The organism is Micromonospora sp. IBHARD004 (genome assembly GCF_052814115.1).
Genome location: NZ_CP199934.1, coordinates 6,635,615 through 6,649,430, shown reverse-complemented (window position 1 = coordinate 6,649,430; position 13,816 = coordinate 6,635,615). Strand labels below are relative to the sequence as shown.

At 67.3% G+C, this 13,816-nt stretch carries 7 protein-coding genes and 3 rRNA genes; 6 read left to right on the top strand and 4 right to left on the bottom strand.

All coding sequences use genetic code 11. The features are described 5' to 3' along the window. Positions 1-12: 12 nt before the first annotated feature. The 3 genes from argS to ACTWO6_RS32290 all read right to left on the bottom strand — a co-directional run bounded on the left by argS (position 13) and on the right by ACTWO6_RS32290 (position 3,502). Positions 13-1,731, bottom strand: coding sequence for an arginine--tRNA ligase (gene argS / locus ACTWO6_RS32300; RefSeq protein WP_446217433.1), 1,719 nt, complete (start codon positions 1,729-1,731; stop codon positions 13-15). Positions 1,732-2,015: 284 nt separating this feature from the next. Continuing rightward, positions 2,016-3,074 (bottom strand): tryptophan--tRNA ligase, encoded by a 1,059-nt coding sequence (trpS, locus tag ACTWO6_RS32295; protein WP_446217432.1) that lies wholly within the window; start codon positions 3,072-3,074, stop codon positions 2,016-2,018. A 302-nt stretch (positions 3,075-3,376) separates the two neighbouring features. Further along, entirely contained in the window at positions 3,377-3,502 is a 126-nt protein-coding gene (locus tag ACTWO6_RS32290) for a hypothetical protein (protein ID WP_446217431.1), read from the bottom strand. Between the two features lie 161 nt (positions 3,503-3,663). On the opposite strand from ACTWO6_RS32290, the gene ACTWO6_RS32285 reads away from it, so the two are divergent. The 5 genes from ACTWO6_RS32285 (at position 3,664) to ACTWO6_RS32265 (ending at position 10,801) form a co-directional block, all read left to right on the top strand. After that, complete coding sequence (locus tag ACTWO6_RS32285) at positions 3,664-3,915, top strand: SCO4848 family membrane protein (RefSeq protein ID WP_446217430.1); 252 nt, start codon at positions 3,664-3,666, stop codon at positions 3,913-3,915. 778 nt (positions 3,916-4,693) lie between these two features. After that, positions 4,694-6,209: ribosomal RNA gene (locus ACTWO6_RS32280) — 16S ribosomal RNA — on the top strand. A gap of 372 nt (positions 6,210-6,581) precedes the next feature. Continuing rightward, positions 6,582-9,689 (top strand): 23S ribosomal RNA (locus tag ACTWO6_RS32275). 85 nt (positions 9,690-9,774) lie between these two features. Then, a 5S ribosomal RNA gene (rrf, locus tag ACTWO6_RS32270) occupies positions 9,775-9,891 on the top strand. Together the 16S, 23S and 5S rRNA genes form the textbook arrangement of a ribosomal RNA operon. Positions 9,892-10,174: 283 nt before the next feature. Continuing rightward, positions 10,175-10,801: an NADPH-dependent F420 reductase gene (locus tag ACTWO6_RS32265; protein ID WP_446217429.1), complete on the top strand. Its 627-nt coding sequence runs from the start codon at positions 10,175-10,177 to the stop codon at positions 10,799-10,801. A gap of 73 nt (positions 10,802-10,874) precedes the next feature. On the opposite strand, the gene ACTWO6_RS32260 is transcribed toward ACTWO6_RS32265, so the two are convergent. Further along, on the bottom strand, positions 10,875-12,677 hold the full coding sequence (locus ACTWO6_RS32260) for a VanW family protein (RefSeq protein WP_446217428.1): 1,803 nt from the start codon (positions 12,675-12,677) through the stop codon (positions 10,875-10,877). Positions 12,678-12,874: 197 nt separating this feature from the next. Between ACTWO6_RS32260 and nudC the strand changes: the two genes are divergently transcribed. Beyond that, on the top strand, positions 12,875-13,798 hold the full coding sequence (gene nudC, locus ACTWO6_RS32255) for an NAD(+) diphosphatase (protein ID WP_446217427.1): 924 nt from the start codon (positions 12,875-12,877) through the stop codon (positions 13,796-13,798). The last annotated feature ends 18 nt before the right edge of the window (positions 13,799-13,816 follow it).

Here is a 13,816-nt window from a genome sequence, read left to right as displayed (position 1 = left end):
CCGCTGAGCCGGCTACATCCGTTCCGGCGTGCGGATGCCCAGCAGGTGCAGGCCCTGCCGCAGCACCCGGGCGGTCAGGTCGCAGAGCACCAGCCGGCTCTCCCGCACCGGCTCCTCGGCCCGCAGCACCGGGCAGCGCTCGTAGAACGCGCTGAACGCGGTGGCCAGCCGGTGCAGGTAGGCCGCCAGGTGGTGGAACTCCAGGCTCCGCTCCACCTGGGCGACCACCGCCCCGAAGCCGACCAGCTCGAAGGCGAGCGCCCGCTCCGCCGGCTCGGCCAGCGAGATGCCCGCGTCCGGCCGGGCCGCCACGCCGGCCCGCCGGAAGATCGACCGGATCCGGGAGTACGCGTACTGCAGGTAGGGCGCGGTGTTCCCGTCCAGCGACAGCATCCGCTCCCAGTCCAGCACGTAGTCCCGGTGCCGGTCGCTGGAGAGGTCGGCGTACTTGATCGCGCCGATGCCGACCGCCCGGCCCACCTCGGCGGCCTCCGCCTCGCCCAGCTCCGGGTTCCGGCTCCGGGTCAGCGCGGTGGCCCGGGCCACCGCCTCCTCGAGCAGGCCGACCAGCTTCACCGACCCGCCGGCCCGGCTGCGCAGCATCCGCCCGTCCGGCCCGAGGATCGAGCCGAACCCGACGTGCTCGGCCCGCGCCGGCGGGGCCAGCCAGCCGGCCTGCTCCGCCACCGCGTACACCATCTCGAAGTGCCGCTGTTGCGGCAGGCCGACGACGTAGAGCAGCCGGGTCGCGCCCAGCTCGCCGGTGCGGTGCCGGATCGCCGCCAGGTCGGTGGCCGGGTAGCCGTACCCGCCGTCGGACTTGCGGACGATCAGCGGCAGCGGCTCGCCGTCCCGGCCGACCGATCCGGGCGGGAAGACGCAGGCGGCGCCGTCGCTCTCCCGGAGCAGCCCGAGCCCGTCCAGCTCCGCCACCACCGGGGCGAGCAGGTCGTTGTAGCTGCTCTCGCCCTGGAAGTCCCGGCCGGTCAGGGTCACGTCGAGCAGGTCGTAGACGGTCAGGAAGTAGCGTTCGGACTGCTCGACGAGGAGCCGCCAGAGCCGCCGCGTCCCCTCGTCGCCGCCCTGCAACGCCACCACCCGCAGCCGGGACCGCTCCCGGAACGCCTCGTCGGTGTCGAACTTCGCCCGGGCCGCCTGGTAGAACGAGTCCAGGTCGCCCATCGACAGCTCCTGCGTCGCCTCGGCCTCGCCCAGGTCGACCAGGTGCTCGATCAGCATGCCGAACGGGGTGCCCCAGTCGCCCAGGTGGTTGGCCCGGACCACCCGGTGGCCGAGCCACTCCAGCAGCCGCGCCGCCGCGTCGCCGATCACCGTCGAGCGCAGGTGCCCGACGTGCATCTCCTTCGCCACGTTCGGCGACGAGTAGTCGACCACCACCGTCTCCGGGGCCGCGCTGGCCGGAACGCCGAGCCGCGGGTCGGTGGCGAGCGCGGAGACCAGCCCGCCGAGGGTCCGCTCGGCGACGGTCAGATTGATGAAGCCGGGCCCGGAGACCTCCGCCGCCGCGCAGAGGTCACCCACCTCGGCGCGCTCCAGGACCTCCGTGGCGATCGCCCGCGGCGGCCGGCCGAGCCGCCGGGCCAGCGCCAGCGCCGCGTCGGACTGGAAGTCCGCGCGCTGGGAGCGCCGCACCACCGGGTCCACCGGTACGCCGGCCACCGCCGCGAACGCCGGCGCCAGCCGGTCGGTCAGCAACTTCTCCAGATCCATGGGTACGCCGATCTCGCTCGGACCCGCCTCAGGCGGATCTCCGGACGGGGGATGCGGGCGGACCGAGGACGAACGGCGAGGACCGGCGGCTCGATCCGCCGGTCGCAGAGAGGATGTGTGCTCAGCGCAGGCGGTCGAAGGATCGCCGGCGTCGCGCCGCACCGACCGAAACGTCGCAGGACGTCGGCGCGAGGGTGCGGAAGCTGGCCACGGGAGGAGCCTAACCGGCCGGCCCGGGTCCGGCGCAAGGCCGTTCCCGAGCCGGCTGTCCGCGTACCGGAAGGTCAGGCCGGCGTGGCGGCGGCCTTGCGGTACCGCTCGGCCCGCCGCCGCACCTGGGTGTACGCGCTGGTCAGACCCATCGCCCGGCGGACCTCGACCAGGGTCCCGCGCACCTGCTCCCGGGTCCGCTCGGTGCCCTCGAAGATCAGCTGGTCGACCAGGCCGGGCTCGGCCTCGAACCGGGCCCGGCGCTCCCGGATCGGGTCGAGGAACCGGTTGAGCGCGACCGCCAACTCCTCCTTGACCTCGACGTCACCGACCCGACCGGCCCGGTAGCGCGCCTTCAGCTCGGCCACCCGGGCCCGGTCCGGGTTGAAGACGTCGTGGTACGCGAAGACCGGGTTCCCCGCCACCGTCCCGGGCACGTCGGCGCGGACCCGGTTCGGGTCGGTGTACATGCCCATCACCGTGCGGCGGACGGTGGCCGGGTCGTCGGAGAGCGCGATGGCGTTACCCCGGCTCTTGCTCATCTTGCCCTGGCCGTCGGTGCCGACCAGGGTGGGCGTGTCGGAGGCGACCATCTCGGGCACCGGGAAGACCGGGCCGTAGAGGTGGTTGAACCGGCGGGCGATCTCCCGGGTCACCTCGACGTGCGCCGCGTTGTCCTTCCCCACCGGGACGACCTGCCCCTTCACGCAGAGGATGTCGGCGGCCTGGAGGACGGGGTAACCGAGCAGCCCGTACGGCATCTCCTCCTTGCCGGCGTCCCGGGCCATCTCCTTCAGCGACGGGACCCGCTCCAGCCGGGGCACGGTGACCAGGTTCTGGAAGAGGGTGTTCAGGTCGCCGACCTCCGGGATCGCCGACTGGAGGTAGAAGGTGGCCCGGGCCGGGTCGACCCCGGCGGCGAGGATGTCGGTGACCATCTCGCGGCCGTTGCGGGAGACCTGCTCGATGTCCTCGCGGGTGTTCTTCGTGGTGAGCATGTGCAGGTCGGCGATGATGAAGAAGCTCTCGTACCGCTGGTGCAGCTGCACGCGGTTGGCGATGCTGCCGACGTAGTGGCCGAGGTGCAACCGCCCGGTCGGGCGGTCGCCGGTGAGCATCCGTGCTACGGACATGGTGGTACGCCTTTCGTGCCGAGGAGAACGGTGGAGGAACGCGCGGGCGCGCGGAGAGACCCGGGTACGCCCGGATCAGTGGAGTCGGCTCGTCAGAGCGCGGACCGCCATCGCCCGCCGGCGCGGAACCGCAAGCCACCGGCACGGAGTACGTCGAGGATCTGCTCCCGACCGTCATCGACGCGAAGCGGGAGAACCGGAGCGGCAGCAGCCGGGAGACCGTCGACGGTCTCCGGGGCGCTGGTGCTCGGCCGGACCATGGCTCCACGGTAGCCGGCCGAGCCTCCGGTCGGGGGGCCCGGTCAGCCCTCGCGGTAGCTCTCCTCGTAGTAGCTGCCCACCCGCTCGCGGTACGCCGGCCGGTCGAACTCGTCCGGGTAGGTGGCGGGCGGCGGCGCGCGCCGCGTCGATCGAGCCGATCCGGCCATCGATCGCCTCGACCCGGTAGCCGGTGAGGTCGACCGGGGTACCGGGACCGGGCGCGTCCGGGCCGTCGTCGGCGCCGGCCGGCCGCGCGGCCCGCGGCGGTCCGCCCGGTCCGGCCCGCGCCGTCGGCCCGTGACCTACCCCGCTGGCATACTGGCCAGCCATGGTGCTGTCGCGTGGATGGTCGCTCTTTCTGGTCGGGGTCGGGGTCTGGACCTGGGTGATCTGGCCCAGGTTCGCGGTCGCGATCTGGAACGACCCGCGCTCCTGGTCCACCGGCACGGTCGGCGAGGGCGCCGCCACCGGCTTTCTCTGGGTGCACGCGCTGCTGATCGCCGCGTCGCTGGCCATCGGCACCACCGTCGGCGTGCTCGGTGTCCGGGGCTGGCGTGCCGGCCGTCGCCCGTCAGCCTGACCCGCCGTCCCTCTCCTGCCGTTCGACGGCCGCCCCCGCGTGGCCGCCCACCGCCAGCGCCAGGGCGGCGATCGCCTCGTCCCAGCCGGCAACTGACCGGCTCCACCACCCCTGAACAGGGAAGATAGCTTCGCGGTGATGATGTGACGCGGGACAACACCCGCGGATTTGACGATCAAACCCGCAGACGCGTAACTTTCTCTCTGCCAGCGCGGAACGGGGCAAACAGGGCGAAAGACCTGGAGCGCCGAACCGGACTGGCACCGGGTCAAAGGGGGGTTCGCTCCTCGGACGACACGGTCCGGGCGGGGCTCGGCGGATCGGCCGCGAGGCGGATTTGGCGGAGCGGAAGCGACCGGGTAAGGTTGACGACCGGCAGGGAAGCGGGCGAGCTCGCGGGAGACCGCAGCGGCCGTCCTGCCAAATCCGATGACCAAGCGCAGCGAGTCACTGCTGCGCGTGCTCACCGGCGCCGACCCGTACGAAGCGTGACACACCGGGACACACCGGTTGACACGGGGAATGCGGCGAGGTAACGTAGTAAGAGTGCCCGGCGCGAGAGCGGCGGGCGGTTGAACGAAATACCCCGGGTCGGGGCTCCACGGTGTGGGGTTTCTGGGCGGTGTGTGGTTGTTCTTTGAGAACTCAACAGGGTGCTTGATAAGCCAGTGCCAAATTGATTTATACCCCGGACTGGCAGTTCTCCTTTGGGAGGGTTGTTGGTTTGGATTCCTTTGGCAACACTTTTTGTTGTCGGGATGACTGTTTCAACAAGTTTTTGTTGGAGAGTTTGATCCTGGCTCAGGACGAACGCTGGCGGCGTGCTTAACACATGCAAGTCGAGCGGAAAGGCCCTTCGGGGTACTCGAGCGGCGAACGGGTGAGTAACACGTGAGCAACCTGCCCTAGGCTTTGGGATAACCCCGGGAAACCGGGGCTAATACCGAATAGGACTGCTGGCCGCATGGCTGGTGGTGGAAAGTTTTTCGGCCTGGGATGGGCTCGCGGCCTATCAGCTTGTTGGTGGGGTGATGGCCTACCAAGGCGACGACGGGTAGCCGGCCTGAGAGGGCGACCGGCCACACTGGGACTGAGACACGGCCCAGACTCCTACGGGAGGCAGCAGTGGGGAATATTGCACAATGGGCGGAAGCCTGATGCAGCGACGCCGCGTGAGGGATGACGGCCTTCGGGTTGTAAACCTCTTTCAGCAGGGACGAAGCGAGAGTGACGGTACCTGCAGAAGAAGCACCGGCCAACTACGTGCCAGCAGCCGCGGTAAGACGTAGGGTGCGAGCGTTGTCCGGATTTATTGGGCGTAAAGAGCTCGTAGGCGGCTTGTCGCGTCGACTGTGAAAACCCGCGGCTCAACCGCGGGCCTGCAGTCGATACGGGCAGGCTAGAGTTCGGTAGGGGAGACTGGAATTCCTGGTGTAGCGGTGAAATGCGCAGATATCAGGAGGAACACCGGTGGCGAAGGCGGGTCTCTGGGCCGATACTGACGCTGAGGAGCGAAAGCGTGGGGAGCGAACAGGATTAGATACCCTGGTAGTCCACGCTGTAAACGTTGGGCGCTAGGTGTGGGGGGCCTCTCCGGTTCCCTGTGCCGCAGCTAACGCATTAAGCGCCCCGCCTGGGGAGTACGGCCGCAAGGCTAAAACTCAAAGGAATTGACGGGGGCCCGCACAAGCGGCGGAGCATGCGGATTAATTCGATGCAACGCGAAGAACCTTACCTGGGTTTGACATGGCCGCAAAACCGGCAGAGATGTCGGGTCCTTCGGGGGCGGTCACAGGTGGTGCATGGCTGTCGTCAGCTCGTGTCGTGAGATGTTGGGTTAAGTCCCGCAACGAGCGCAACCCTCGTTCGATGTTGCCAGCGCGTTATGGCGGGGACTCATCGAAGACTGCCGGGGTCAACTCGGAGGAAGGTGGGGATGACGTCAAGTCATCATGCCCCTTATGTCCAGGGCTTCACGCATGCTACAATGGCCGGTACAATGGGCTGCGATACCGCGAGGTGGAGCGAATCCCAAAAAGCCGGTCTCAGTTCGGATCGGGGTCTGCAACTCGACCCCGTGAAGTCGGAGTCGCTAGTAATCGCAGATCAGCAACGCTGCGGTGAATACGTTCCCGGGCCTTGTACACACCGCCCGTCACGTCACGAAAGTCGGCAACACCCGAAGCCGGTGGCCCAACCCGTAAGGGAGGGAGCCGTCGAAGGTGGGGCTGGCGATTGGGACGAAGTCGTAACAAGGTAGCCGTACCGGAAGGTGCGGCTGGATCACCTCCTTTCTAAGGAGCACCTTCGCCCGAAAGGGTGTAAGGAGCCCGCGTCATCCGAATGTGGTGGCGGGGTGCTCAATGGCGGAGACACTGGTTAGTCGGATGCCGGCAACGGTCTCGGATGTCTAGTACACGCCCTTCGGGGTGCAGGAACGGCGGAAGTGATGCGGCTGGGGTTTGGCGTAGAGCACCCTGTTGGGTCCTGAAAGAACAACCGGTGGTTGTTTCTTTCGGAGCCTTGAGCGGAGCGTGAGCTTCGCGGGCTGCCAGGCATGGCCTGGCCTCGCATACCGCCGGCGGTTGTCGGGTTTGGTGTGGGGCGGATCGGGTTGTGGGTTGGTCGTTTGTTGAGAATTGCACAGTGGACGCGAGCATCTTTGTGGTCAAGTTGTCAAGGGCGAACGGTGAATGCCTTGGCACCAGGAGCCGATGAAGGACGTGGGAGGCCGCGATAGGCCTGGGGGAGCTGTCAACCAAGCTGTGATCCCAGGGTGTCCGAATGGGGAAACCCGGCACCAGTCATGTGGTGTCACCTGCACCTGAACACATAGGGTGTATGGAGGGAACGCGGGGAAGTGAAACATCTCAGTACCCGTAGGAAGAGAAAACAAATAGTGATTCCGTGAGTAGTGGCGAGCGAAAGCGGATTGAGGCTAAACCGGCTGCGTGTGATACCTGTCAGGGGTTGCGTGGTCGGGGTTGTGGGACCTTGCTCGACAAGCTGACACTTGTCGGAGGAGTTACAAAGCCAGTTGCTAGCCGAACAGTCTGGAATGGCTGACCGTAGGCGGTGAAAGTCCGGTAGGTGAAAGTGGCTGGCCTCCTGTGAGTGTTCCCGAGTAGCGGCGGACCCCTGAAATCTGCCGTGAATCTGCCAGGACCACCTGGTAAGCCTAAATACTTCCTGGTGACCGATAGCGGACAAGTACCGTGAGGGAATGGTGAAAAGTACCCCGGGAGGGGAGTGAAATAGTACCTGAAACCGTTCGCCTACAATCCGTCGGAGCCTTGCGGGGTGACGGCGTGCCTTTTGAAGAATGAGCCTGCGAGTTAGTGGCACGTGGCGAGGTTAACCCGTGTGGGGGAGCCGTAGCGAAAGCGAGTCTGAATAGGGCGATTCAGTCGCGTGTCCTAGACCCGAAGCGGAGTGATCTAGCCATGGGCAGGCTGAAGCGCGGGTAAGACCGCGTGGAGGGCCGAACCCACCAACGTTGAAAAGTTGGGGGATGACCTGTGGTTAGGGGTGAAAGGCCAATCAAACTCCGTGATAGCTGGTTCTCCCCGAAATGCATTTAGGTGCAGCGTCGCGTGTTTCTTGCCGGAGGTAGAGCACTGGATGGTCTAGGGGGCCCACAAGCTTACCGAAATCAGCCAAACTCCGAATGCCGGTAAGTGAGAGCGCGGCAGTGAGACTGCGGGGGATAAGCTTCGTAGTCGAGAGGGAAACAGCCCAGATCACCAGCTAAGGCCCCTAAGCGTGTGCTAAGTGGAAAAGGATGTGGGGTCGCACAGACAACCAGGAGGTTGGCTTAGAAGCAGCCACCCTTTAAAGAGTGCGTAATAGCTCACTGGTCAAGTGGTTCCGCGCCGACAATGTAGCGGGGCTCAAGCACACCGCCGAAGCTGTGGCATTCACATTTCAACCTCGCTTGGACTTGATTCCTTGTGCAGGTGTGTGGATGGGTAGGGGAGCGTCGTGCCGGGGGTGAAGCAGCGGGGTGACCCAGCTGTGGACGCGGCACGAGTGAGAATGCAGGCATGAGTAGCGAAAGAAGGGTGAGAAACCCTTCCGCCGGATGACCAAGGGTTCCAGGGCCAGGCTAATCCGCCCTGGGTGAGTCGGGACCTAAGGCGAGGCCGAGAGGCGTAGTCGATGGACAACGGGTTGATATTCCCGTACCCGCGAAAGAGCGACCCTGACGAACCTCGTTGTGCTAACCACCCGAGCTGTGGGCGGTCTTCGGACCAAACGCGGTGAGCGTGGGAACCTGACGGGTAGTAGTCAAGCGATGGGGTGACGCAGGAAGGTAGCTGATCCCGGCCGGTGGTTGTGCCGGGGTAAGCGTGTAGGCCGCACCATAGGCAAATCCGTGGTGCACATAGGCTGAGACGTGATGCCGAGCCGATTCAGGTGAAGTCAGTGATCCTATGCTGCCGAGAAAAGCCTCTAGCGAGTTCTTAGCGGCCCGTACCCCAAACCGACACAGGTGGTCAGGTAGAGAATACCGAGGCGATCGGGCGAACTGTGGTTAAGGAACTCGGCAAATTGCCCCCGTAACTTAGGGAGAAGGGGGGCCGGACGCGTGAAGGGACTTGCTCCTGGAGCGTGGTATGGCCGCAGAGAGCAGGGGGAAGCGACTGTTTACTAAAAACACAGGTCCATGCGAAGAAGTAATTCGATGTATATGGACTGACGCCTGCCCGGTGCTGGAACGTTAAGGGGACCTGTTAGCTCTTCGGGGCGAAGCGGAGAACTTAAGCGCCAGTAAACGGCGGTGGTAACTATAACCATCCTAAGGTAGCGAAATTCCTTGTCGGGTAAGTTCCGACCTGCACGAATGGCGTAACGACTTCCCCACTGTCTCAACCACAGGCCCGGCGAAATTGCATTACGAGTAAAGATGCTCGTTACGCGCGGCAGGACGGAAAGACCCCGGGACCTTTACTATAGCTTGACATTGGTATCTGAATTAGCTTGTGTAGGATAGGTGGGAGCCGGTGAAGCTCATACGCCAGTATGGGTGGAGGCAATCTTGAAATACCACTCTGGTTGATTTGGGTATCTAACTTCGGACCGTTATCCGGTTCAGGGACAGTGTCTGGTGGGTAGTTTAACTGGGGCGGTTGCCTCCTAAAGGGTAACGGAGGCGCCCAAAGGTTCCCTCAGCCTGGTTGGCAATCAGGTGTTGAGTGCAAGTGCACAAGGGAGCTTGACTGTGAGACTGACAGGTCGAGCAGGGACGAAAGTCGGGACTAGTGATCCGGCACTGGCATGTGGAAGCGGTGTCGCTCAACGGATAAAAGGTACCCCGGGGATAACAGGCTGATCTTCCCCAAGAGTCCATATCGACGGGATGGTTTGGCACCTCGATGTCGGCTCGTCGCATCCTGGGGCTGTAGCAGGTCCCAAGGGTTGGGCTGTTCGCCCATTAAAGCGGTACGCGAGCTGGGTTTAGAACGTCGTGAGACAGTTCGGTCCCTATCCGCCGTGCGCGTAGGATACTTGAGAAGGGCTGTCCCTAGTACGAGAGGACCGGGACGGACGAACCTCTGGTGTGCCAGTTGTCCCGCCAGGGGCACGGCTGGTTAGCTACGTTCGGAAGGGATAACCGCTGAAAGCATCTAAGCGGGAAGCTCGCTTCAAGATGAGGTATCCCACCCACTTTGTGGGGTAAGGCCCCCAGCTAGACGACTGGGTTGATAGGCCGGAAATGTAAGCCCGGTAACGGGTTCAGTTGACCGGTACTAATAGGCCGAGGACTTGACTACCAAGCTGCTACGCGTCCACTGTGCAACTCCCGACAAACGAACAACAGACCACGAGTGGTGGTGTTGTTTGACATGTCGATAGAGTTACGGCGGTCATGGCGGAGGGGAAACGCCCGGTAACATTCCGAACCCGGAAGCTAAGCCCTCCAGCGCCGATGGTACTGCACTCGGGAGGGTGTGGGAGAGTAGGACACCGCCGGACAATCTTTCCAGATGAGGTCACCCTTCGGGGTGGCCTCATCTGCGTTTCCGGCCCCATTCCACGAGCCGTGCGACGAGTGCTTCGCCGCCTTCGGTGAATCCGCCCGAACATCCGTGCCGTCTCGTACCGTCGGTGCGGGACCGCCCGCGACGGGTCCCCCGCCGTGGTGGCGGAAATGGGACGTGGCGTACGCCTCGTCCGCTATCGGGGCGGACCGGTCGGGGTACCTGCTGGTGGTTCGGCCGGAACTGACCGCCAGGCGTTGGCGGAGGCAGGAGTGGTCATGAAGATCGGAATTGTCGGGTCGGGTCACATCGGTGGCACCCTCACCCGTCGACTGCGCACGCTGGGTCACGACGTGACGGTGACCAACTCGCGGGGCCCGCAGAGCCTCACCGAACTCGCCGCGGAGACCGGGGCAACGGCAGGCACGCTCGAGGAGGCGGTGCAGGGGGCGGAACTGGTCGTCGTCGCCGTTCCGGTGAAGGCCGTGCCGACCCTGCCGGCGGAGCTGTTCGACGGGAAGCTGGTCGTCGACGCCGACAACTACTACGCCCAGCGGGACGGGGACATCGCCGAGCTGCTCGACCGTAGCCTCAGCTCCAGCCGCTGGACCGCGGAGCACCTGAAGGGCGCCCGGGTCGTCAAGGCGTTCAACAACATCCGGGCGCCGCACCTGATGGACAGCGGCCGGCCGGCGGGCTCGCCCGACCGGATCGCCCTGCCGGTGGCCGGCGACGACGCCCGGGCCAAGCAGGTGGTGATGGAGCTGGTGGACGAGCTGGGCTTCGACCCGGTGGACGCCGGCACGCTGGACGAGAGTTGGCGGCAGCAGCCCGACACCCCGGTCTACGGCACCGACCGCGACGCGGACGGCGTACGCCAGGGGCTGGCGCAGGCGCGTCCCTGAGGTCGTACGAGAAGAGGAAGCCCCGCCGGCGATCGAGCCGGCGGGGCTTCGTCGTGCCTGACCTCGACGGGCGTCAGGCGGGGGGCTTCGGGCCGCAGATGAAGCGGGGCTCGGCCTGGTACGTCCAGCTGAACTTCTGCCGCTTGATCACCTGGCCGTCCTTCGTGATGACCCGGTAGGCGTCCTGGGCGAACCCCTCGCTGCCCGCGGCTTCGATGCAGTCGGGGCCGGGCTCCAGGTAGACCGTCTTCGGCTGGGTGATGTTCCGGCGAGGGCTGTACTCCGTCTTGACGCTGTCGTAGATCTTCGTGCTCCAGATCGACACGGTGATCGTGCTGGAGGTGTACGAGGTGTCGATCAGAACCCCGTGCGGACTGTTGTTGCGGAACTTGAAGTCCAGAGCGGGGTAGTAGATCGTCGACTCGATCACCGCGGGGTACCGGCTGAAGTAGAACGAGTGCGGCTTGTGCTCGACGTCCTCGAGCCCGGCGTAGTACGTCGCGTTGAACAGGGTCGTGGTGAACTGCGAGACACCGCCGCCGACCCCGGGAACGAGCTTGCCGTCGACAATCGTCGGCGCGTCCTGGTAGCCCTGGTCGTAGCCGCGCTCGCCGGTGTGGCCGTTCAGCGAGAACGTCTCGCCCGGCTTCACGATCGTGCCGTCGACGTCCTTGGCGGCCTGCACGATGTTCTGGCTGCGGGGCGAGGAGAGGCCGCCCGGGAACCGGGTGGTGAAGGTGGAGACCCGCTCCTTGATGCCCAGCTCGGCGAGCTTCGTCTCGGTCAGCTCAGGCTCGGCCGGCTTGAGCTGGGCGGTGATCGTCCGGCCGTCCGCCTTCGGCAGCACGGCGAGCAGATCGCGGCTGAGCGCCGTGGTGTCCAGCTGCTGGCCGGCCCGACCGGGCACCACCTTGGGCTTGCCCGCGGCGATGGTCAGCCCGGCGTCCCTCGGCTCCACCTCGACCTTCGCCAGCCGGTCCCCGAGCGCGGTGCGCAGCCGCTTCACGTCCACCCGCGGGACCAGCTTCCCCGCCTCGTCCGCGGAGAAGCGCAGGCTACGGGCGATCGCGCTGGGCGGGATGGCGAGGGAGCCCTTGTCGGTGGTCAGGGTGACCGGGGCGGCGACCGCCGGCTTCGCCAACTCGTCGACCAGCCGGTCCACCTCCTCGCGGGTGGTCGCCGGGTGCTTCTCCACCAGCGGGACGGTCGCCGGCCCGTCGGCGAGCCAGGCCCCCTTGACCGCCTCCGCCGAGCGCGGCGGGTCGAGGGTCAGGCTGGGCTTCGGGTAGACCGGCTTCGGCGTGGTGCCGGTGAAGATGATCGCCGGCATCGTCATCTCCCGGCCCTGGCTCCCCACCACCGCGCGGAGTGCGGCGTCGAGCCGGTCGACGTCGACGGTCACCACCGGGTCGACCGAGCGGGAGCCGACGAGGCGGCTGACCGGGTGCGCGTCGGCGGCGGCCGCCGCCGCCACGGTGGCGTCCACGTCCACCGCGAGGCCGACGTCGGCCGGCTTGATCTCGGCGGTCCGCTCGCCCACCGTGACCCGGACCGGGGCGGCCAGCTCCGCCGAGCGGCGCTCCAACGCCGCCCGCAGCTCGCGGGCCGCGTCCGTCCGGCTGCGGCCGCCGAGTTCGGCACCGAGCACGGTGGTGCCGCGGGGGACGTCCCCGGCGTACGCGTAGGCGCCGGCGCCGGCCACGGCGGCCAGCACGACCGCGGTCATCCCGCCGGCGAGCAGGAGCCGCCCGCGCCGGGTGCGGGACCCGCCGGCCGGAGCCGCCGGTCCCGGCTCGTCGCCCGGCCAGCTCACCGCGGTGACCTGCACCGTGGGCCGGTCGTCGGCGGGTGGGGGTTTTTCGCCGTACAGCGTCACAGCTACCTCGATCGGAAGTACCACGTGGGGAGCGCTCCCCCACCCGGAAGACAACTACGGTAACCAACGCTCGACCCGGGCGGGAGTGTCCCTGCGGGCATCTCCGCGACGCGTGTCGGCCAGGCCGGCGCAGGGTGTCGCGACGGTCACCCACCGCCGGTCCCCACGCGCCGGGCGGGCCGTGGGACGGTGTCCAGGTGCAGACCGAGGATCGGATCATGGCGTACGGCGGTGGCTGGCTGGACCGGGCGGGGGCGCTCCGGGCGGACCCGGGGTGGATCGCCGGCCGGTTGGCCGACCCGGGCAGCGTGGTGCTGCCGCTCTGGCGGGACCGCTGCCTGGTCGGGCCGGACCGGGTGCCCGTCCGGCGCGGCGTCGCCGACGCCGCCGAGCTGCTCGCCGCCGCCGGCGAGACGGTCTTCCTCGGCCTGGACGACGGCGCGGCGGTCTTCGCCGTGGACCTCTCCGCCCGCGCCGAGCAGGAGGCGCGGGAGCTGGCGGGGGCGGACGAGGCGGTGGACGTCCGGGCCCTCGTGGGCGGGCTGGGACCGGCCGAGGCGGCGGTCCAGGCGTACGCCCGGGGGCTGCTGCACTGGCACCGGGGGCAGCGGTACTGCGGCGGCTGCGGGGCGGCCACGGTGGCCCGGGACGGTGGGCATACCCGTTCCTGCACCGGCCCGGGCTGCGGGCGGCTGCTGTTTCCCCGGATCGAGCCGGCGATCATCGTGCTGGTCGAGGCGCCCGGCACGCCGGGGCGCTGCCTGCTGGCCCGGCACGCCGGCGCGCCGGAGGGGGCGTACTCCACCCTCGCCGGGTTCGTCGAGGTGGGCGAGAGCCTGGAGGACGCGGTCCGGCGGGAGATGGCCGAGGAGGCGGGCATCTCCGTGGCCGAGGTGTCGTACCAGGGATCGCAGGCATGGCCCTTCCCGGCCGGGCTGATGGTCGGCTTCCGGGCCACCGCAGCCGGCGAGGAGGTCCAGGTGGACGGGGTGGAGCTGCTGGAGGCGCGCTGGTTCACCCGGGACGAGCTGCGCGAGCGGGTGGCCGCCGGACGACCGCTGGGCCGGGTCGACTCGATCGACCACCACCTGCTCGGCAGCTGGCTCGCCGCCGGCGACTGAGCACCGGGACCCGGGCGG